At 60.2% G+C, this 20,418-nt stretch carries 13 protein-coding genes and 2 tRNA genes; 11 read left to right on the top strand and 4 right to left on the bottom strand.

The window, feature by feature from the left end:
* Positions 1 to 32: 32 nt before the first annotated feature.
* Positions 33 to 1,322, top strand: a complete 1,290-nt coding sequence (locus ACA057_RS02585) for an adenylosuccinate synthase (protein WP_497345717.1) — start codon at positions 33 to 35, stop codon at positions 1,320 to 1,322.
* A gap of 149 nt (positions 1,323 to 1,471) precedes the next feature.
* Positions 1,472 to 3,406: a methyl-accepting chemotaxis protein gene (locus ACA057_RS02590; protein ID WP_497345719.1), complete on the top strand. Its 1,935-nt coding sequence runs from the start codon at positions 1,472 to 1,474 to the stop codon at positions 3,404 to 3,406.
* A 112-nt stretch (positions 3,407 to 3,518) separates the two neighbouring features.
* Here ACA057_RS02590 and ACA057_RS02595 read toward each other — a convergent pair whose 3' ends face one another.
* The 4 genes from ACA057_RS02595 to ACA057_RS02610 form a co-directional block, all read right to left on the bottom strand.
* Complete coding sequence (locus ACA057_RS02595) at positions 3,519 to 5,084, bottom strand: ABC transporter permease (RefSeq protein WP_497345721.1); 1,566 nt, start codon at positions 5,082 to 5,084, stop codon at positions 3,519 to 3,521.
* A complete protein-coding gene (locus tag ACA057_RS02600; RefSeq protein WP_497345723.1) occupies positions 5,084 to 6,094 on the bottom strand; it encodes an extracellular solute-binding protein in 1,011 nt (336 codons plus the stop codon). Before ACA057_RS02600 ends, ACA057_RS02595 begins: the two co-directional genes overlap by 1 nt.
* A 261-nt stretch (positions 6,095 to 6,355) precedes the next feature.
* Positions 6,356 to 6,442, bottom strand: a tRNA-Leu gene (locus ACA057_RS02605).
* Positions 6,443 to 6,608: 166 nt separating this feature from the next.
* Positions 6,609 to 6,695, bottom strand: a tRNA-Leu gene (locus tag ACA057_RS02610).
* A gap of 226 nt (positions 6,696 to 6,921) precedes the next feature.
* Between ACA057_RS02610 and rnr the strand changes: the two genes are divergently transcribed.
* The 9 genes from rnr (at position 6,922) to ACA057_RS02655 (ending at position 20,336) form a co-directional block, all read left to right on the top strand.
* The gene (gene rnr, locus ACA057_RS02615) at positions 6,922 to 9,552 is read left to right on the top strand and encodes a ribonuclease R (RefSeq protein ID WP_497345725.1); all 2,631 of its coding nucleotides are present in this window, start codon (positions 6,922 to 6,924) and stop codon (positions 9,550 to 9,552) included.
* Positions 9,549 to 10,316: a 23S rRNA (guanosine(2251)-2'-O)-methyltransferase RlmB gene (gene rlmB / locus ACA057_RS02620; RefSeq protein WP_309677785.1), complete on the top strand. Its 768-nt coding sequence runs from the start codon at positions 9,549 to 9,551 to the stop codon at positions 10,314 to 10,316. Before rnr ends, rlmB begins: the two co-directional genes overlap by 4 nt.
* Before the next feature lie 311 nt (positions 10,317 to 10,627).
* Positions 10,628 to 11,050 (top strand): 30S ribosomal protein S6, encoded by a 423-nt coding sequence (gene rpsF / locus ACA057_RS02625; protein WP_003217491.1) that lies wholly within the window; start codon positions 10,628 to 10,630, stop codon positions 11,048 to 11,050.
* 28 nt (positions 11,051 to 11,078) lie between these two features.
* The gene (rpsR, locus tag ACA057_RS02630; RefSeq protein WP_002551829.1) at positions 11,079 to 11,309 is read left to right on the top strand and encodes a 30S ribosomal protein S18; all 231 of its coding nucleotides are present in this window, start codon (positions 11,079 to 11,081) and stop codon (positions 11,307 to 11,309) included.
* Between the two features lie 36 nt (positions 11,310 to 11,345).
* Positions 11,346 to 12,239, top strand: coding sequence for a YybS family protein (locus ACA057_RS02635; RefSeq protein ID WP_401359646.1), 894 nt, complete (start codon positions 11,346 to 11,348; stop codon positions 12,237 to 12,239).
* A 19-nt stretch (positions 12,240 to 12,258) separates the two neighbouring features.
* Entirely contained in the window at positions 12,259 to 12,705 is a 447-nt protein-coding gene (gene rplI / locus ACA057_RS02640; protein ID WP_003197251.1) for a 50S ribosomal protein L9, read from the top strand.
* A gap of 121 nt (positions 12,706 to 12,826) precedes the next feature.
* Positions 12,827 to 14,221, top strand: coding sequence for a replicative DNA helicase (gene dnaB, locus ACA057_RS02645; RefSeq protein WP_059405803.1), 1,395 nt, complete (start codon positions 12,827 to 12,829; stop codon positions 14,219 to 14,221).
* Between the two features lie 188 nt (positions 14,222 to 14,409).
* Positions 14,410 to 16,713 (top strand): YgiQ family radical SAM protein, encoded by a 2,304-nt coding sequence (locus tag ACA057_RS02650; RefSeq protein WP_401359648.1) that lies wholly within the window; start codon positions 14,410 to 14,412, stop codon positions 16,711 to 16,713.
* Positions 16,714 to 17,060: 347 nt separating this feature from the next.
* Complete coding sequence (locus ACA057_RS02655) at positions 17,061 to 20,336, top strand: transglutaminase family protein (protein WP_497345728.1); 3,276 nt, start codon at positions 17,061 to 17,063, stop codon at positions 20,334 to 20,336.
* Positions 20,337 to 20,418 lie beyond the last annotated feature (82 nt).

Below are 20,418 nucleotides of genomic sequence, written 5' to 3' on the forward strand. Positions count from 1 at the left end.
GCACCAAGTTTGCGCGAATGAGGACAAGTGTTATGGGTAAGAATGTCGTAGTCCTGGGCACCCAATGGGGTGATGAGGGCAAAGGCAAGATCGTTGATCTGCTGACCGAACATGCTGCCGCCGTAGTGCGCTACCAAGGTGGCCACAACGCGGGTCACACCCTGGTGATCGATGGCGAGAAAACCGTCTTGCACCTGATCCCGTCGGGCGTGCTGCGCGAAGGCGTGCAGTGCCTGATCGGCAACGGCGTGGTGGTTGCACCCGACGCTCTGCTGCGGGAAATCATCAAGCTGGAAGAGAAAGGCGTACCGGTGCGCGAGCGCCTGCGTATCAGCCCGTCCTGCCCGCTGATCCTGTCCTTCCACGTAGCGCTGGACCAGGCCCGTGAAAAGGCCCGTGGCGAGCTGAAGATCGGTACGACCGGTCGCGGCATCGGCCCGGCTTACGAAGACAAGGTTGCACGTCGCGGTCTGCGTGTGGGCGACCTGCTCAACATGCCGCGCTTTGAAGACAAGCTGCGTGAGCTGGTGGACTACCACAACTTCATGCTGGTGGGTTACTACAAAGAGCCTGCCATCGAGTTCGAAAAAACCCTGGCCGAGTGCAAGGAATACGCTGAACTGCTCAAGCCTCTGATGCTGGACGTGACGGCCGAGCTGCACGATCTGCGTCGCGCTGGCAAAGACATCATGTTCGAAGGCGCCCAAGGTTCGTTGCTCGACATCGACCACGGTACCTATCCGTACGTGACCAGCTCCAACACCACCGCAGGTGGCGTGGCGACCGGTTCGGGCGTTGGCCCTATGTTCCTGGATTACATCCTGGGCATCACCAAGGCTTACACCACTCGCGTAGGTTCGGGTCCATTCCCGACTGAGCTGTTTGACGAAGTGGGTGCGCACCTGGCCAAACAAGGTCACGAGTTCGGCGCGACCACCGGCCGTGCCCGTCGTTGCGGCTGGTTCGACGCCGTTATCCTGCGTCGCGCTATCGATGTGAACAGCATCTCGGGCATCTGCCTGACCAAGCTCGATGTGCTCGACGGCCTCGAAACCATCAACATCTGCGTCGGCTACAACGATGCGCAAGGCAATGCCGTTGCCCCGACTGATGCTGACAGCTACCTGGGCCTGCAGCCAGTGTACGAAGAAGTGCCGGGCTGGACCGAGTCGACTGTGGGTGCCAAAACCATCGAAGAGCTGCCCGCTAACGCCCGTGCTTACATCAAGCGTGTCGAAGAGCTGATCGGTGCGCCGATTGACATTATTTCGACGGGCCCGGACCGCAACGAAACCATCGTTTTGCGTCACCCGTTCGCTTAATAAGTCGTTGATGTAAAACACAAAGGCCCCTTAATCGGGGCCTTTGTCGTTTGTGCCTGTCGGACGGCACGACCTTTGCTGTGATGTTGATTAAAAGCATCGCTTCCAGCGCGCCATCAATTTAATGGCGCCAAGCAGAGGGATTTTAAGTGTCAGCCATTCTCTCATTGTTACAAAGCCGTCTGTTGCGGCCGGTGTTCGTTACCCTTGGTATCGCCCTTTTGGTGCAGGTGCTGGTGGCTGTCGCCCTGACCCGGAGCACAGTGACTGCACTGGAAGCCGATCTCGGTGTGCGCCTGGGTGTCGACAGCCAAAAGCTCTCCGGTGAACTCGAGCAGGCAGGGCGTGAAGTCACGTCGAGCCTCGACAGCCTCTCCGCGAGTACGCGGCAGCGCCTCACGGCCGGTTTGTCCTCGCGATTGAAGGACGAGCAGGCGCAGTTGCGCGCGACGCTGGAAAAGGACCTGAAGGATTCCGCCAATGATATGGCGCAGCTTCTGGCCTCGGTCGCACCCCGCGCGATGTGGGATAGCGACGTTCCAACCCTGTCCGAATTCGCCCGCCGGGCCCAGCGCAATCCCAACGTGTTGTTTGTGGTGTACGACGACGCCACGGGGCAGCACCTGACGCGCTACCTGAACCGTGAAAACCCGATCAACAAGGCGTTGCTGGAGAAAGGCCAGGGCGAGCGGGCGCTGGACAAGGTGCTGGATGCGGCGAAAAACGATCCGTCGGTCTACTACCTCGAATCCTCGATCAACCCCAATGGCGTGGAAATCGGCAAGGTCTTGATGGGCGTCTCGACCGCGTCGGTGGAAATCGATCTGGCGGCCCTCGACAAGCGTTTCTCGGCGCTGATCGCCAGCAGTGATCAGTTGGTGGGCGACAGCCTCAAAGGCGCGGCAGCTGATAGCGCTGCGGCAATGGGCGCACGCCTGCAGTCGGCGCAGTCCACCGCTGCTGAAATGAAAGCCAACACCACCAGTACCGTGCAGGAAGCAGCGGGCACTTTGCGCTGGCGCATCGGTATGGGCCTGGCGCTGGTAGGTTGCGGTGTGCTGCTGTTGCTCGCGGTGGTGTTGGGCCGTCGAGTGGTCAATCGCTTGAAAATGTTGATTGCCGCCATGGATGACCTGGCCGCAGGTGAAGGTGATCTGACGAAACGCGTGCAGATCAACAGCAAGGACGAAATCGGCGACATGGCCTCGGCGGTCAATCGCTTTGTGGATAAGTTGCAGCCGATCGTGCGTGAGGCGGGTGATGTGGCCCAGCGTACCGGCGTGGAAATCGGCGCCATGACCCTGCGCAATGCCGGGGCCGATGCGGCGGCCGGTATGCAGCGCGATGAAGTGGCCGAGAGCTTGCGTGCGTTGTCGCAGATGGCTGACGAAGCCCAGTCTGAAAGTCACGCCATGCAGGCGGCGTTGCAGCAAGTGGTGGACATCCGTCAGGCCACCGATGAAAACACCCGGACTTCGGCGAAAGTCGGCAGCCTGATCGAGGCATTGGCGGGGCAGGTCGACACCGGGGCGAAAGTCATCGAGCGACTGGCGCAACAGAGTGAACAGATTGAAGTGGTGCTGACGGTGATTCACGGGATCGCCGAGCAAACCAACCTGCTGGCGCTGAACGCCGCCATCGAAGCGGCGCGTGCCGGCGAGACCGGTCGCGGGTTTGCGGTGGTGGCTGACGAAGTGCGAGCGTTGGCGAGCAAGACGCAGAGCTCCACCGGCGATATCCAGGCGCACATCGTTGCCTTGCAGCAAGGCGCGCGTGAGGCCGTTGCCGCGATTGGGCAGGCCGGGCGCCAGGCCAGCGAAGGATTGCTGGTGTTGCGTGACAGTGCGCGGTTGCAGCAGTCGGTGCAGGCATCGGTCGAGCAAGTGCATGCGGCAATCGGTCTGGCGACGCAGGCAGCGGCGCATCAGGCGCAAGGTGCGCAAGCGGTGCGGGGTCGGGTCGAGACGATTCATGCGCAGGCTGAGAAGGCAGCTCAGGCGGTGGTGGAAACCACGGCCAGCGGCAAAGTGCTGGATGGGTTGGCGGCGCAGTTGAAGGCGAGCCTGGGGCAGTTTCGGGCTTAGGATTTGTGTTGGCTAATCTGACGCCTTCGCGGGCAAGCCTCGCTCCTACAGGGATCACACGATCCAATGTAGGAGCGAGCGGTGCGACGATTCGACTTGCCCGCGAAGCTTTTCAGCGGCTCAAGTACATCCGCGTCGTCAGCAGATAAACCGGCAACCCCGACACCACAATCAACAACGCCGCATAGGGCGCCGCCGCCGCAAACTCGACATTCGCGGTATGCGCCCACACCTCGGTGGCCAGCGTATTAAGCCCGGTCGGACTCAGCAGCAGCGTCGCCGTCAGCTCCTTCATTGCATCCAGAAACACCAGCGCAAACGCCGCACCCAGCGCCGGGAAAATAATCGGCAACGTCACCCGACAAAACGCGCTGAACGACGATGCGCCCAACGTGCGGGCAGCCTCTTCCAACTGTGGCGCCGCTTTGTTCAGTGCTGTGCGAATCGGCGCTTGAGCCAGAGGCAGGAACAGCAGCGCATAAGCGATCAACAGCAACGCCGACGTTTGGTACAGCACCGGCACATAGTGCAGGGCGAAATACACCAGCGTCAGCGCAATCACCAGTCCAGGCAGCGCATGCAGAAGATAGGGCAAGCGTTCGGCCCAGATCGCCAATGGACCTTTAAAACGCACCACCAGCAGCCCCACCGGCACCGCCAGCACCAGGCACAACGCCGCACCGCCGAGTGATAGCGCCAGGGACGAAAGCAACGCCTCGCCGATCGCCGCCACCGGGAATGCCGCCGACGAACCCACGGCCAGCCAATACACCAGCATGCCCAACGGAATGCCGCTGCCGATGATCGCCAGCGTCAGGCAGTAAATTTGTCCTGTTACGGCCCAAGGCCCCAGACGAACCTGTTCGGCATGCCGCGCTGCGCCTTGGCCGGTGCGCACGTGCCGGCCCTTGCCGCGCACTCGCAGTTCGAGCCACAGCAGCAAAAGGCACAGCGCGAGCAGCACTGCCGAGAGCATCGCCGCGTTGGCGTTGCTGAATTCCAGTTCGAACTGCTGATAGATCGCCGTAGTGAAGGTTTGCAGGCCGATGATCGACAGCGCGCCGAACTCCACCAGCATGTGCAGGGCGATCAACAGCGAGCCGGCCAGCAGAGACGGCCAGAGCAGGGGCAGGGTGATCCGGAAGAACACGCCCCAGCGATTCTGCCCCAGCGTGCGGGCGGACTCTTCCAGGGAGGGATCGAGATTGCGCAGGGTCGCCGCCACCGGCAGAAAGATCAGCGGGTACTTGGACAGGGTCATCACCAGGATTGCCCCGCCCAAGCCTTCGAAATGCGCGCTCAGCGACACCCAGGTAAAACTGCTGACGAATGCCGGTACGGCGAACGGCAGGCACAGGATTACGCCCCACAATCGGCGCCCCGGCAGATTGCTGCGCTCCAGCAGCCACGCCAGCGACAGACCGATCACACCGCAGGCCAGCGTCACACCGACCATCAGCGCCAGGGTGTTGCGCAGCAGGCCAAAGACATAAGGCCGCCACAGCAAATGTATCGCCTCGGCCCAGCCCGCTTGCCAGGCCTTGAGCCCGACATACGCCAGCGGCAGAAGGCTGAGCACGACCAGCAGCAAAACCGGCAGCAGCAACCAGATCGACGGCCGCTTGCGCCGTGGTACGTAACCCCCGCGCAATGCGGGGGCGGATAACGATGTGCTCATCAGTTCAAGCCAACGTCACGTTCCAGGTCCAGGGCTTCTTCGGCATTGCCGAGGTCGGCAGGCGTGACCTTCGGTGCCTCCAGTTCGCTGAACGGCTTGAGGCCGCGATCCGATTCCATGCCTTTATGCAGCGGGTATTCGGCGGTGGTCTGGGTGATCACGCGCTGACCTTCTTCGCTGGCCATGTAGGCGAGAAATTGTTGGGCTTCTTTTGGATGCTTGCTGGATTTCAGCACCGCCGCGCTGGACACGGTGATCAGCCCGCCGACGTCGCCGCCGGTGAAGTAATGCAGTTTCGAATCGAGCTGGCCTTTTTCGCGTTGCAGGGCGAACCAGTAATAATTGTTCACCAGCACGGTGGCGACTTCGCCGTTCTCCACAGCCTTCAGCGCAACCATGTTGTTGCTGTAAGTCTTGCCGAACGCGCGCAGGCCGGTCAGCCATTCTTCGGCGGCGTCCATGCCGTGCACTTTGATGATCGCCACGGCCTGTTCCTGGAACGCGCCGCTGGTGGGCACAAAGCCGACCTTGCCTTGCCATTTTGGATCGGAGAATTCCATCACCGATTTGGGCAGGTCTTTTTCATCGATCAGCTTCGGGTTGAAGGCAACGACCCGAACGCGAGCAGTGATGCCGATCCAGGTGCCATTGCCGGCGACATAGTCTTTGGGCAGGACGGCGAGGGTGGCGTCGTCGGTTTTGGCCAGCAAACCTTGCTCGCCGAGTTTGTTCAGGGGCGGTGATTCTTCGGTGTAGATCACGTCGGCGGGGGAGCGATCGCCCTCTTCGACGACCTGGCTGGCGAGCTGGTTGCTGCTGCCCTTGCGCACATTGACGTGAATGCCGGTCTTGGCTTCGAAGGCTTTGGCGATGGCGTCGCCGACTTCTTTGTGTTGACCGTTATAGAGCGTCAGGGCAACCGCGTCGGCGGCTTGGGTGAGGGGCGTGGCGAGAGCCAGGCCGAGGAGGGTAAAGGTCAGACCTCGGCGCAGGGTATTTCGAAACATCATTCGCAGGGTTCCTCACTGTCACATTGCAAAAACTTGTAACAATGATAAACGATATTGTTTCTCAAGTGCGCCTTGCGGGGCTGCCAATGGTTTGCTAGAGCGGTTGTGGGGTGCTCTTGTTGCAGCTGGCGAAGCCTGCGTTCGGCTGCGACAGGTCGTGTGAGGTACGGGGTAGGGGCGTTGATTTTGTAAACGCCAGAAACGCAAAAACCCGCTTTCGCGGGTTCTTGTGAAATTTCAGATCGACTCTGAAATTTGAATTGGTGCCCAGAAGAAGACTCGAACTTCCACGACCTTGCGGTCACCAGCACCTGAAGCTGGCGTGTCTACCAATTTCACCATCTGGGCATAATCTTCAGCGTTGCCGCTGTTGATGTGGCGCACTATACGGAGAGCTTTTTGATCTGTAAACCCCTGATTTAGTTTTAATAAATCAGACGCTTGGAATGCAAAAAACCCGCTTTCGCGGGTTTTTGTGCGAGCCTTGAAATTGATCTAATCTCAAGCTCGAAATTGGTGCCCAGAAGAAGACTCGAACTTCCACGACCTTGCGGTCACCAGCACCTGAAGCTGGCGTGTCTACCAATTTCACCATCTGGGCAGTATCGGCAACGCTAGTGCGTCGTCGATGGCGCGCACTATACGGAGCGTCTTTTTAACTGTAAACCCCTGGCCTTAAAAAAACCTGAAAAATGTTACCAATGGCATTCAAGTAAGCCTTACGGGGTCGATAAAGGGCTTTAGATGGGCTGTCATAGCTTGAAATTTCCCGTTTCATTACGCCTATGCCAAACTAACCCGCATATAGACAAGGTGAAAACTCTCTAATGGCCGATTGGCAGTCCCTCGATCCCGAGGCCGCTCGTGAAGCGGAAAAATATGAAAACCCTATTCCTAGCCGCGAACTGATCCTTCAGCACCTTGCTGATCGGGGTTCGCCTGCTAACCGCGAGCAATTGGTCGAAGAGTTTGGTCTGACCACAGAAGACCAGATCGAAGCCCTGCGCCGCCGCCTGCGCGCCATGGAGCGCGACGCTCAACTCATCTACACCCGTCGCGGCACTTATGCGCCGGTGGACAAGCTCGACCTGATCCTGGGCCGCATCAGCGGTCACCGTGACGGTTTCGGCTTCCTGGTTCCGGACGACGGCAGTGACGACCTGTTCATGAGCCCGGCGCAAATGCGCCTGGTGTTCGACGGCGACCGTGCCCTGGCCCGTGTTTCCGGCCTGGACCGTCGCGGTCGCCGCGAAGGCATGATCGTCGAAGTGGTGTCCCGTGCTCACGAGACCATCGTCGGTCGTTACTTCGAAGAAGGCGGTATCGGCTTCGTCGTTGCGGATAATCCGAAGATCCAGCAAGAAGTGCTGGTGACGCCGGGTCGCAACGCCAATGCCCAGATCGGTCAATTCGTCGAAGTGAAGATCACTCACTGGCCGACGCCACGCTTCCAGCCGCAAGGCGACGTGGTTGAAGTCGTGGGTAATTACATGGCGCCGGGCATGGAAATCGACGTCGCCCTGCGCGCGTACGATATCCCGCACGTATGGCCTGAGGCTGTGCTCAAAGAAGCCGCCAAGCTCAAGCCTGAAGTCGAAGAGAAAGACAAAGAGAAGCGCATCGACCTGCGCCATCTGCCGTTCGTAACCATTGACGGTGAAGATGCGCGGGACTTCGATGACGCGGTTTATTGCGAATCCAAGCCAGGCAAGCTGCGCCTGTTCTCCGGTGGCTGGAAGTTATACGTGGCGATTGCCGACGTCTCCAGCTACGTGAAGATCGGTTCGGCGCTGGACAACGAATCCCAGGTTCGCGGTAACTCGGTGTACTTCCCCGAGCGCGTGGTGCCGATGCTGCCTGAGCAGCTGTCCAACGGCCTGTGCTCGCTGAACCCGCACGTCGATCGCCTGGCCATGGTTTGCGAGATGACCATCTCCAAATCCGGCGAGATGACCGACTACTGCTTCTACGAAGCGGTGATTCACTCCCACGCTCGCCTGACCTATAACAAGGTCAGCGCGATGCTGGAAACGCCGAAACTCACCGAGGCGCGTCAGCTTCGTGGCGAGTACACCGACGTTCTGCCGCACCTCAAGCAGCTTTACGCACTGTACAAAGTGCTGCTGGCCGCTCGTCACGTGCGGGGTGCGATCGATTTCGAAACTCAGGAAACCCGGATCATCTTCGGCACTGAGCGCAAGATTGCTGAAATCCGTCCGACCGTGCGTAACGATGCGCACAAACTGATCGAGGAATGCATGCTGGCGGCCAACGTGGCCACTGCTGAATTCCTGAAGAAACACGAAATTCCTGCGCTGTATCGCGTGCACAACGGTCCGCCACCGGAGCGTCTGGAAAAACTGCGCGCCTTCCTTGGCGAGCTCGGCCTGTCCCTGCACAAAGGCAAGGAGGGCCCGTCGCCGAAGGATTACCAGGCCTTGCTGGCGAGCATCAAGGACCGTCCGGATTTCCACCTGATCCAGACCGTCATGCTGCGTTCGTTGAGCCAAGCGGTTTATAGCGCCGATAACCAGGGCCACTTCGGCCTGAATTACGAAGCCTATACCCACTTCACCTCGCCGATCCGCCGCTACCCGGACTTGCTCACGCACCGGGCGATCCGCAGCGTTATCCATTCCAAGCAGGATACGCCGCACGTTCGCCGTGCCGGCGCGATGACCATTCCGAAAGCGCGCATCTATCCGTACGACGAAGCGGCCCTGGAGCAGCTCGGCGAGCAGTGCTCGATGAGCGAGCGCCGTGCCGACGAAGCGACCCGCGACGTGGTGAACTGGCTCAAGTGCGAGTTCATGAAAGACCGCGTGGGCGAATCGTTCCCGGGTGTGATCACCGCCGTGACCGGTTTCGGCCTGTTCGTCGAGCTGACCGATATCTACGTCGAAGGCTTGGTGCACGTCACCGCGCTGCCGGGGGATTACTACCACTTCGATCCTGTGCACCACCGCCTCGCCGGTGAGCGTACCGGTCGCAGCTTCCGTCTGGGCGACACCGTTGAAGTGCGCGTCATGCGCGTTGACCTCGACGAACGCAAGATCGACTTCGAGATGGCTGAAAAAACCATCAGTGCGCCGATTGGCCGTAAAAAGCGTGGCGCTGAAACAACTGCTCCAGCAGCTAAAACCGCAGCAGAGCCGGCGCCGGCGAAAACCGGTCGTCGTCCTGCCAAGGAAAAGGCTGTCGAAGCCTATCGCCCAAGCGATGCGGCGGCAAAAAATGCCGAGCTGCGCAAAAGCCGTGAATTGAAGCAGGCGTTGTTGTCTGAAGCGAAAAGCGGCGGTAAAGCGGCGTCTGGGGGAAAGACCGGACGGTCGGTGCCTGACAAGGCTCCCGGCGGCAAGCCAGCAAAACCGAGCAAACACCGTAAAGGCCCGCCAAAAGCGGGTACCGCTCCAGCTGCCAAAAGCGGCGGGGCGCGTAAACCTAAGGCCAAGTCATGAGTAATCTGGAAAAAATCTACGGCGTACACGCGGTAGAGGCGTTGCTGCGTCACCACCCGAAACGCGTCAAGCAGATCTGGCTGGCAGAAGGCCGCAGCGATCCGCGCGTGCAAACGCTGATCCAGTTGGCAAACGAAAATCGCGTCGCCGTCGGCAACGCCGAGCGTCGTGAGCTGGATGCCTGGGTTGAAGGCGTGCATCAGGGCGTGGTGGCGGACGTGAGTCCAAGCCAGGTCTGGGGCGAGGCAATGCTCGACGAGCTGCTCGATCGCACCGAAGGCGCACCGCTGCTGCTGGTGCTCGACGGCGTGACCGATCCGCACAACCTCGGTGCTTGCCTGCGTTCGGCCGATGCGGCCGGTGCGTTGGCGGTGATCGTGCCGAAGGACAAGTCAGCCACCCTGACCCCGACGGTACGAAAAGTGGCCTGTGGCGCGGCGGAAGTGATTCCGTTGGTCGCCGTGACCAACCTGGCGCGCACCCTGGAAAAACTCAAGCAGCGTGGCTTGTGGGTCGTCGGTACGGCGGGCGAGGCTGAGCAGAGTCTGTATCAGCAAGACATGACCGGCCCGACCATCCTGATCATGGGCGCGGAAGGCAGCGGCATGCGTCGCCTGACTCGCGACCTTTGCGACTACCTGGTACACCTGCCGATGACCGGCAGCGTCAGCAGTCTCAACGTGTCCGTGGCAACCGGCGTGTGCCTGTTCGAGGCCCAACGCCAGCGCAGCGTCAAAGCCGCCGGTACCGCCAAAAAGTCCTGATCCAGCGGTAACCCCCCTCCTGTGGGAGCTAGCCTGCTAGCGATGGCGGAGTCACATTCAACATCAATATTGAATGTTATTTCCTCATCGCTAGCAGGCTAGCTCCCACAGTGGTTTGTGTTTTGGGCAAATAGTCGTGGCTGTTCAAATAATCACCAATTGCCTTGCACCTCTCCTGTCCCTTCTCTACAATTGCGCCCCTTGCTGTGACGGCAGGCACGCATGTGTCTATCGCAAGCAAGTCCATAAGTGTCATTCACTCCTTGTCTGACCGCTTTTGAGCGGCAGGCTACAACCCGTAAGGAGCATTCATGCGTCATTACGAAATCATCTTTTTGGTCCACCCGGATCAAAGCGAGCAAGTCGGCGGCATGGTTGAGCGTTACACCAAGCTGATCGAAGAAGACGGCGGCAAAATCCACCGTCTGGAAGATTGGGGCCGTCGTCAACTGGCCTACGCAATCAACAATGTTCACAAGGCTCACTACGTGATGCTGAACGTTGAATGCACTGGCAAGGCCCTGGCCGAGCTGGAAGACAACTTCCGCTACAACGATGCAGTGATCCGTAACCTGGTCATCCGTCGCGAAGAAGCCGTTACCGGCCAATCCGAGATGCTCAAGGCTGAAGAAAACCGCAGTGAGCGCCGTGAGCGTCGCGACCGTCCTGAGCACGAAGGCGCTGAAAGCGCTGATAGTGATGACAGCGACAACAGCGATAACGCTGACGAGTAATCCACGGACCTTTTGAGGAGCCTATTACATGGCACGTTTCTTCCGTCGTCGTAAATTCTGCCGCTTCACCGCTGAAGACGTGAAAGAGATCGATTACAAAGATCTCAACACTCTGAAAGCTTATGTATCCGAGACCGGCAAAATCGTTCCAAGCCGTATCACCGGTACCAAAGCACGTTATCAGCGTCAGCTGGCCACCGCTATCAAGCGCGCCCGCTTCCTGGCCCTGCTGGCCTACACCGACAGCCACGGCCGCTGAGACCGGGCAGTCGACACGTAGCAAAGGATTGAAAGCATGCGTGCCATAGCTGAGTTCATCATGCGCGGCCGTATGCAGGCCACTCTGGTAGTGGCTGGATGCGCGGCATTGCCGTTGTTGTATTGGTTGGGTGCTGCCGCGGGATGCTTCGTGCTCCTGCGGCGCGGATTGAAGGACGCCTCGAGCGTTCTTGCTCTGGGATTGCTGCCGGCATTGATCTGGTGGCTTTACGCCGATGACCCACGCTCACTTCTGGTGTTGCTGGGGTCTTGGAGCCTTGCGTTGGTTTTGCGCGCAAGTGAGTCCTGGAACCGCGTGCTGCTGGTCAGCATAGCGATGGGAGTGGTGTTTTCAGTGGTGCTGGGGACGGCTTTTGGTCCCCAAATCGAGATGCTGGCGCAGGCGTTGATAAAAGTCATGCCGTCGCTACTCGGTGATGTCTACGAGAAGTTGTCGGCAGACGAGCAAGCGCATTTTGCGTCCCTGATTGCACCGGTCCTGACCGGCCTGATTGCGGCCTTGTTGCAAATCGTCAGTGTGCTGAGCCTGATTGTCGGGCGCTACTGGCAGGCGTTGTTGTACAACCCGGGTGGTTTTGGTCGCGAGTTTCGCGCCATCCGATTCCCGCTGGGGCCGGCGATGTTACTGCTGGCGTTCATGCTTCTGGGGCCGAATATCGGTCCACAGATGGCCATGTTGACGCCGTTGTGCAGTGTACCGCTGGTGTTCGCCGGGCTGGCCCTGATTCATGGGCTGGTGGCGCAAAAGCGACTGGCCAGGTTCTGGCTGGTGGGGTTGTACGTCACGCTGTTGCTGTTTATGCAGCTGATCTATCCGTTGCTGGTGGTCTTGGCCATCGTCGACAGCCTGATTGATTTTCGCGGTCGTTCGGCACCGAAAGATGCCGATAGCGCGAACGGTGAAGGTTAAAAGTTAAGAGGATTTTCACATGCAACTGATCCTTCTGGAAAAAGTCACCAACCTGGGCAACCTGGGTGACAAAGTGAACGTTAAGGCTGGTTACGGTCGTAACTACCTGCTGCCTTACGGCAAAGCTACCGCTGCGACCGCTGCCAACCTGGCTGCGTTCGAAGAGCGTCGCGCTGAGCTGGAAAAAGCCGCAGCAGATCGTAAAACTTCGGCTGAAAGCCGTGCCGCCCAACTGGCTGAGCTGGAAGTGACTATCACTGCCACCGCTGGTGACGAAGGCAAGCTGTTCGGTTCGATCGGTACTCACGACATCGCTGATGCACTGACCGCCTCTGGCGTTGAAGTGGCAAAAAGCGAAGTTCGTCTGCCGAACGGCACCATCCGCAACGTAGGCGAATTCGACGTAGCCGTGCACCTGCACGCCGAAGTTGAAGCCACCGTACGCGTTGTCGTGGTAGCAGCTTAAGCAGCACTTGTCGGCTGGCACCCTCGGGTGCTTGCCGGTAACATCGGGCACGATCCTGTTTACAGGTCGTGCCCTTTGTCTTTCTGCAGTTCCTGATTTTCACCTCTAATTCCAAGTGGCCATGAACGATATCTCCGCTCCTGAGCAATATGACCTGCAAACCGCTTCCCTGAAGGTGCCTCCGCATTCCATCGAGGCCGAACAGGCCGTGCTCGGTGGTCTGATGCTGGATAACAACGCCTGGGAACGCGTGCTCGATCAAGTCTCGGACGGCGATTTCTATCGGCATGACCACCGTTTGATCTTCCGTGCGATCGCCAAACTGGCCGACCGGAACTCGCCAATCGACGTCGTGACCCTTGCCGAGCAGTTGGACAAGGAAGGGCAGACCTCGCAAGTCGGTGGTCTTGGTTACCTCGGCGAACTGGCGAAAAACACGCCGTCCGTCGCCAACATCAAGGCCTATGCGCAGATCGTTCGCGCGCGGGCGACCTTGCGGCAACTGATCGGCATCGCGACCGAGATCGCCGACAGCGCCTTCAACCCTGAAGGCCGTACCGCGGAAGAGATTCTCGACGAAGCCGAGCGGCAGATCTTCCAGATCGCCGAGGCCCGGCCAAAAACCGGCGGCCCGGTGAGCGTGAATGACCTGCTGACCAAGGCCATCGACCGCATCGACACCTTGTTCAACACCGACAACGCCATTACCGGCCTGTCCACCGGCTACACCGACCTCGACGGGATGACCAGCGGCCTGCAGCCGTCCGACCTGATCATCGTCGCCGGCCGTCCGTCCATGGGTAAAACCACCTTTGCGATGAACCTGGTGGAAAACGCCGTGCTGCGCAGCGACAAGTGCGTACTGGTCTACTCGCTGGAGATGCCAGGCGAATCGCTGATCATGCGTATGTTGTCGTCCCTTGGCCGGATCGACCAGACCAAGGTCCGGGCCGGTCGCCTGGACGACGACGATTGGCCGCGGCTGACCTCGGCGGTCAATCTGCTCAACGACCGCAAGCTGTTCATCGACGATACGGCCGGTATCAGCCCGTCGGAAATGCGCGCGCGGACCCGACGCCTGGTGCGTGAGCATGGCGACATCGCCCTGATCATGATCGACTACCTGCAATTGATGCAGATCCCGGGTTCCGGCGGTGATAACCGGACCAACGAGATTTCCGAAATCTCCCGTTCCTTGAAGGCCCTGGCCAAGGAATTCAACTGCCCGGTGGTGGCGCTGTCGCAGCTCAACCGTTCCCTGGAGCAACGACCGAACAAACGCCCGATCAACTCCGACCTCCGGGAATCCGGAGCGATCGAGCAGGATGCTGACGTGATCATGTTCGTGTACCGGGATGAGGTGTATCACCCGGAAACCGAGCATAAAGGCATCGCCGAGATCATCATCGGCAAGCAGCGGAACGGCCCGATCGGCACGTCGCGACTGGCGTTCATCGGCAAGTACACCCGCTTCGAAAACCTGGCGCCGGGCAGCTACAATTTCGACGACGAGTAAATTGTGTAGCGCCTGATAGGGCCTCTTCGCGGGCAAGCCCGCTCCCACAGGGATTTCAGTGGCCTTGTGGGAGCGGGCTTGCCCGCGAATGGGGTCGCCACCAATTTCCGACCATAGCCGTCGGAATTGGTTATTTTTTGTGCTATATTCCGCGCCCGCGATTTTTCATCTCAACACCGGTCATCGTCATGCAAACAGCCAAGCCGTTATTTGACTATCCCAAGTACTGGGCCGAATGTTTCGGTCCAGCGCCATTCCTGCCGATGAGCAGGGAGGAGATGGATCAGCTTGGCTGGGATTCATGCGACATCATCATCGTCACCGGTGATGCGTACGTCGACCACCCGTCGTTCGGCATGGCAATCATCGGCCGGCTGCTGGAGTCGCAAGGCTTCCGCGTCGGGATCATTGCCCAGCCGAACTGGCAGTCCAAAGACGACTTCATGAAGCTCGGCGAACCGAACCTGTTCTTCGGCGTCGCGGCCGGCAACATGGACTCGATGATCAACCGCTACACCGCCGACAAGAAAATCCGTTCCGATGACGCCTACACCCCTGGTGGCCTGGCGGGCAAACGTCCGGATCGTGCGAGCCTGGTTTACAGCCAGCGCTGCAAGGAAGCCTACAAGAACGTGCCGATCGTCCTCGGTGGCATCGAAGCGTCCCTGCGCCGCATCGCCCACTACGATTACTGGCAGGACCGGGTGCGCAACTCGATCCTGATCGATGCCTGCGCCGACATTTTGCTCTACGGCAACGCCGAGCGGGCGATCGTCGAAGTCGCCCAGCGTCTGTCCTACGGGCACAAGATCGAAGACATCACCGACGTGCGCGGCACCGCGTTCATTCGTCGCGATACGCCGAAAGACTGGTACGAAGTCGATTCCACGCGTATCGACCGTCCGGGCAAGGTCGACAAGATCATCAACCCGTACGTGAATACCCAGGACACCCAGGCCTGCGCCATCGAGCAGGAAAAGGGTCCGGTTGAGGACCCGAGCGAAGCCAAGGTCGTGCAGATTCTGGCCAGCCCGAAAATGACCCGCGACAAGACGGTGATTCGTCTGCCGTCAGTTGAAAAGGTTCGTGGCGACGCCGTTCTGTATGCCCACGCCAACCGCGTGCTGCACCTGGAAACCAACCCGGGCAACGCCCGTGCGCTGGTGCAGAAGCATGGCGAAGTCGACGTCTGGTTCAACCCGCCGCCGATTCCGATGACCACCGAAGAAATGGACTACGTGTTCGGCATGCCCTATGCGCGCATTCCGCACCCGGCGTACGGCAAGGAAAAGATTCCGGCCTACGACATGATCCGCTTCTCGGTGAACATCATGCGTGGCTGCTTCGGTGGCTGCACCTTCTGCTCGATCACCGAGCACGAAGGCCGGATCATCCAGAACCGTTCCGAAGAGTCGATCATTCGTGAAATCGAAGAGATCCGCGACAAGGTCCCAGGCTTCACCGGCGTCATTTCCGACCTCGGCGGCCCGACCGCGAACATGTACCGCATCGCTTGCAAGAGCCCGGAAATCGAATCCGCGTGCCGCAAGCCGTCGTGCGTGTTCCCTGGCATTTGCCCGAACCTGAACACCGATCACTCGTCGCTGATCCAGCTGTATCGCAGCGCCCGTGCGTTGCCGGGTGTGAAGAAGATCCTGATCGCGTCCGGCCTGCGCTACGACCTCGCGGTCGAGTCGCCGGAATACGTTAAAGAGCTGGTGACCCATCACGTTGGTGGTTACTTGAAGATCGCCCCGGAACACACCGAGGAAGGTCCGCTCAACCAGATGATGAAACCGGGCATCGGCAGCTATGACAAGTTCAAGCGCATGTTCGAGAAGTACTCCAAGGAAGCCGGGAAAGAGCAGTACCTGATTCCGTACTTCATCGCCGCCCACCCGGGCACTACCGACGAAGACATGATGAACCTGGCCCTGTGGCTCAAGGGCAACGGCTTCCGTGCCGACCAGGTGCAGGCGTTCTACCCGTCGCCGATGGCCACCGCCACCGCGATGTACCATTCGGGCAAGAACCCGCTGCGCAAGGTGACTTACAAGAGCGACGCTGTGACCATCGTCAAGAGCGAAGAGCAGCGTCGTCTGCACAAGGCGTTCTTGCGTTATCACGACCCGAAAGGCTGGCCGATGTTGCGTGAAGCGCTGACCCGCATGGGCCGCGCCGACCTGATCGGGCCGGGCAAGAACCAGTTGATCCCGCTGCATCAGCCAGCGACCGACAGCTACCAGAGCGCCCGTCGCAAGAACTCGACACCGGCTGGCAGCCACAAAGTTGCTGGTGAGAAGACCACCAAGATCCTGACCCAGCACACCGGCCTGCCACCGCGCGCCAGCGATGGCGGCAATCCGTGGGACAAGCGTGAACAGGCCAAGGCGGCGGCGTTTGCCCGCAACCAGCAGGCGGCCAAGGAACGCAAGGACGCGGCCAAAGGCAAAGGCCCCAAGCCTGCGCGCAAGCCGGTCGTACCGCGCTAAGCCTCGCTTGAGCTGAACAGAACGCCAACCTTCGGGTTGGCGTTTTGCGTTCAACGCTTAAAAGATTTGTCGGGGCGACTGGCCTCATCGCGGGCAAGCCCGCTCCCACAGTGATCTCTATTGTTCGCAAATTCTGCGTTCACAGATAAACCCTGTGGGAGCGGGCTTGCCCGCGAAGAGGCCGGTACCTGCGCCACATATTCGTGCAATCTGCCCCAATCAAATTCCTGCATCGCCCGATTTTGGTGCTGTACTGCCCTAAGCAAATCTGTGAAAGCGCCAGCGCTGCTGGATGGCATAAGTCTTGCGCGCTTTCGAATACGCTTAAGGCTCGCAGGAGGCACGCCGTGTCGATTCATGTCGCATTGCACCACGTCACGCATTACCGCTACGACCGCGCCGTCGAGCTCGGTCCGCAGATCGTTCGCCTGCGTCCGGCCGCCCACAGTCGCACACGGATACTGTCCTATGCACTGAAGGTCTCGCCCGAGCAGCATTTCATCAACTGGCAGCAAGACCCCCAGGGCAATTACCTGGCGCGTTTGGTATTCCCGGAGAAAACCTCTGAGTTGCGGATCGAAGTCGACCTGCTGGCAGAGATGGCGGTCTTCAATCCGTTCGATTTCTTCCTCGAGCCCTACGCCGAAAAGATCCCGTTCGCCTACGCCGCGGATGAGCGCAAAGAGCTGGCGCCGTACCTGGAAACCTTGCCCCTGACGCCGAAGTTCCAGGCGTATCTGCAGGGCATCGACCGCACGCCGCTGCCGAGCGTGGATTTCCTCGTCGCGCTCAATCAGCGCCTGAGCGAAGACATCGGCTACCTGATTCGCATGGAGCCGGGCGTACAAACGCCGGAGCACACACTTGAACAGGCCTCTGGCTCTTGCCGCGATTCGGCGTGGTTGCTGGTGCAATTGCTGCGCAACCTCGGGCTGGCAGCGCGTTTCGTTTCCGGCTACCTGATTCAACTCACCGCCGACGTCAAAAGCCTCGACGGCCCGTCAGGCACTGAAGTGGACTTCACCGACCTGCACGCCTGGTGCGAGGTCTATTTGCCCGGCGCCGGCTGGATCGGCCTGGACGCGACGTCAGGGCTGTTTGCCGGCGAAGGACACATTCCGTTGGCGTGCAGTCCCGATCCGGGCTCAGCGGCACCGATCAGCGGCTTGGTGGAACCGTGCGAGTGCGAATTCACCCACGAAATGTCCGTTGAACGGATTTGGGAAGCGCCACGAGTCACCAAGCCCTACACCGAAGACCAGTGGCTGGCGATCCAGTCCCTGGGCCGGCAGATCGATGCCGACCTGCTGGAAGGCGATGTGCGCCTGACCATGGGCGGCGAGCCGACGTTCGTGTCCATCGATGACCCGGACGGCGCCGAGTGGAACACCGCAGCGCTGGGGCCGGACAAACGTCGGCTGTCCGCCGAACTGTTCCAGCGTATGCGCAAGCACTACGCGCCCAAAGGCTTGGTGCATTTCGGTCAGGGCAAGTGGTACCCCGGCGAGCAATTGCCACGATGGTCGCTGAACTGCTACTGGCGCCGGGACGGCGTGCCGATCTGGCACAACAGCGCGCTGATTGCCGATGAGCAGCAAGACTACGGCGCCAATGGTGAACTGGCCGGGCGTTTTCTGGCGAGTGTCGCCGAACGCCTGAAAATTCCCACGCGCTTTGTATTCCCGGCCTACGAAGACAATTTCTACTACCTCTGGCGCGAAGGCACCTTGCCGCAAAACGTCAGCGCCGAAGACTCACGCCTGGAAGAACCACTGGAACGTGCGCGCCTGCGCAAGGTTTTCAGCCAGGGTCTGGACAAGGTGATCGGTCAGGTCCTGCCGCTGGCACGCACCGCCAAGGGTGATCAGTGGCAGAGCGGCCGTTGGTATCTACGAGAAGAGCATTGCCGACTGGTGCCGGGGGATTCGCCCTTGGGCTATCGCCTGCCGCTCGGCTCGCAGCCCTGGGTAAAGGCGGCGGAGTACCCGTTCATTCATCCTGTGGACCCGAATCAGGATTTCCCTGCACTGCCGGACACGGCACAACTGCAAAGCCAAGGCTCCACTGCCGTGACTGAGGAGCGTGCACCGAAGATCGACGAATCCGCCGACTGGCTGACGCGCACGGCGTTCTGCGCCGAGGCGCGGGAGGGCCGGTTGTACCTGTTCATGCCGCCGCTGGAGCGGGTCGAGGATTATCTGGAACTGGTCAGCGCGATCGAGGCCACTGCCGAAGAATTGCATTGCCCAGTGTTGCTGGAGGGCTATGAACCGCCAAGCGATCCGCGCCTGAGCAATTTCCGCATCACGCCCGATCCGGGCGTCATCGAGGTCAACGTTCAGCCGTCCGCGACGTGGGATGAACTGGTCGAACGCACCGAGTTTCTCTACGAAGAAGCGCGCCAGACCCGACTGACCACCGAAAAATTCATGATCGATGGCCGGCACACCGGCACCGGCGGCGGTAACCATTTTGTACTGGGTGGCGCGACGCCGGCTGACTCACCGTTTCTACGGCGGCCCGATCTGCTGCGCAGCCTGATCAGTTACTGGCATAACCACCCGTCCTTGTCCTACTTGTTTTCCGGGCTGTTCATCGGCCCGACGTCCCAGGCGCCACGTGTCGATGAAGCGCGCAACGATGCGCTGTACGAGCTGGAAATCGCCTTTGCGCAAATGCCCGAACCGGGCGAGGAGTGCGCGCCGTGGCTGGTGGATCGGCTGCTGCGTAATTTGCTGATCGACGTCACCGGCAATACGCACCGCGCCGAGTTCTGTATCGACAAGCTCTACTCGCCGGACGGCGCCACCGGGCGCCTTGGATTGCTTGAGTTGCGCGCCTTCGAAATGCCGCCCCACGCGCGCATGAGCCTGGCTCAGCAATTGTTGCTGCGGGCGTTGGTCGCGCGCTTCTGGCGCGAGCCTTATGCGCCGCCGAAACTGGCGCGCTGGGGCACCGAACTGCACGACCGTTTCCTGTTGCCGCACTTTATCGAGCAGGATTTCGCCGACGTCATTGTCGATCTCAACGCGGCCGGTTATCCGGTGCGGGCCGAGTGGTTTGCGGCGCATCTGGAGTTCCGTTTTCCCAAGGTCGGCGATTACGCGGTCAGCGGTATTGAGCTGGAAGTGCGTCAGGCGCTTGAGCCTTGGCACGTGTTGGGCGAGGAGGGCGCCGTCGGTGGCACGGTGCGTTACGTCGATTCGTCGTTGGAACGCCTACAGGTCAAACTCACTGGCCTGGCGCCGCAGCGTTACTTGCTGACCTGCAACGGCGTTCCGGTGCCCTTGCAGCCGACCGGGCGAGTCGGGGAGTTTGTCGCCGGGGTGCGTTTCCGTGCCTGGCAACCGGCCAACTGCCTGCAACCGACCATTCCCGTGCATGCGCCGCTGGTGTTCGACCTGCTCGACACCTGGATGGGACGTTCGCTGGGCGGCTGTCAGTACCACGTCGCCCATCCGGGCGGGCGCAACTACGACAGTCTGCCGGTGAACGCCAATGAGGCCGAGAGTCGGCGAATGGCGCGTTTCTTCCGTATCGGACACACGCCAGGGAAACTTCCTATACCGATTCTGGAAAGGAACGACGAGCTGCCGTTCACTCTCGATTTACGACGTTTCTAAACCGTACGCGACGCTCGGATTTTTCGTCTATCCGGGCGTCATGAGCCTGCGTTAGTCTGACCGTTCATTGCTGTCTGCCGAG

The organism is Pseudomonas sp. LBUM1661 (genome assembly GCF_059695925.1).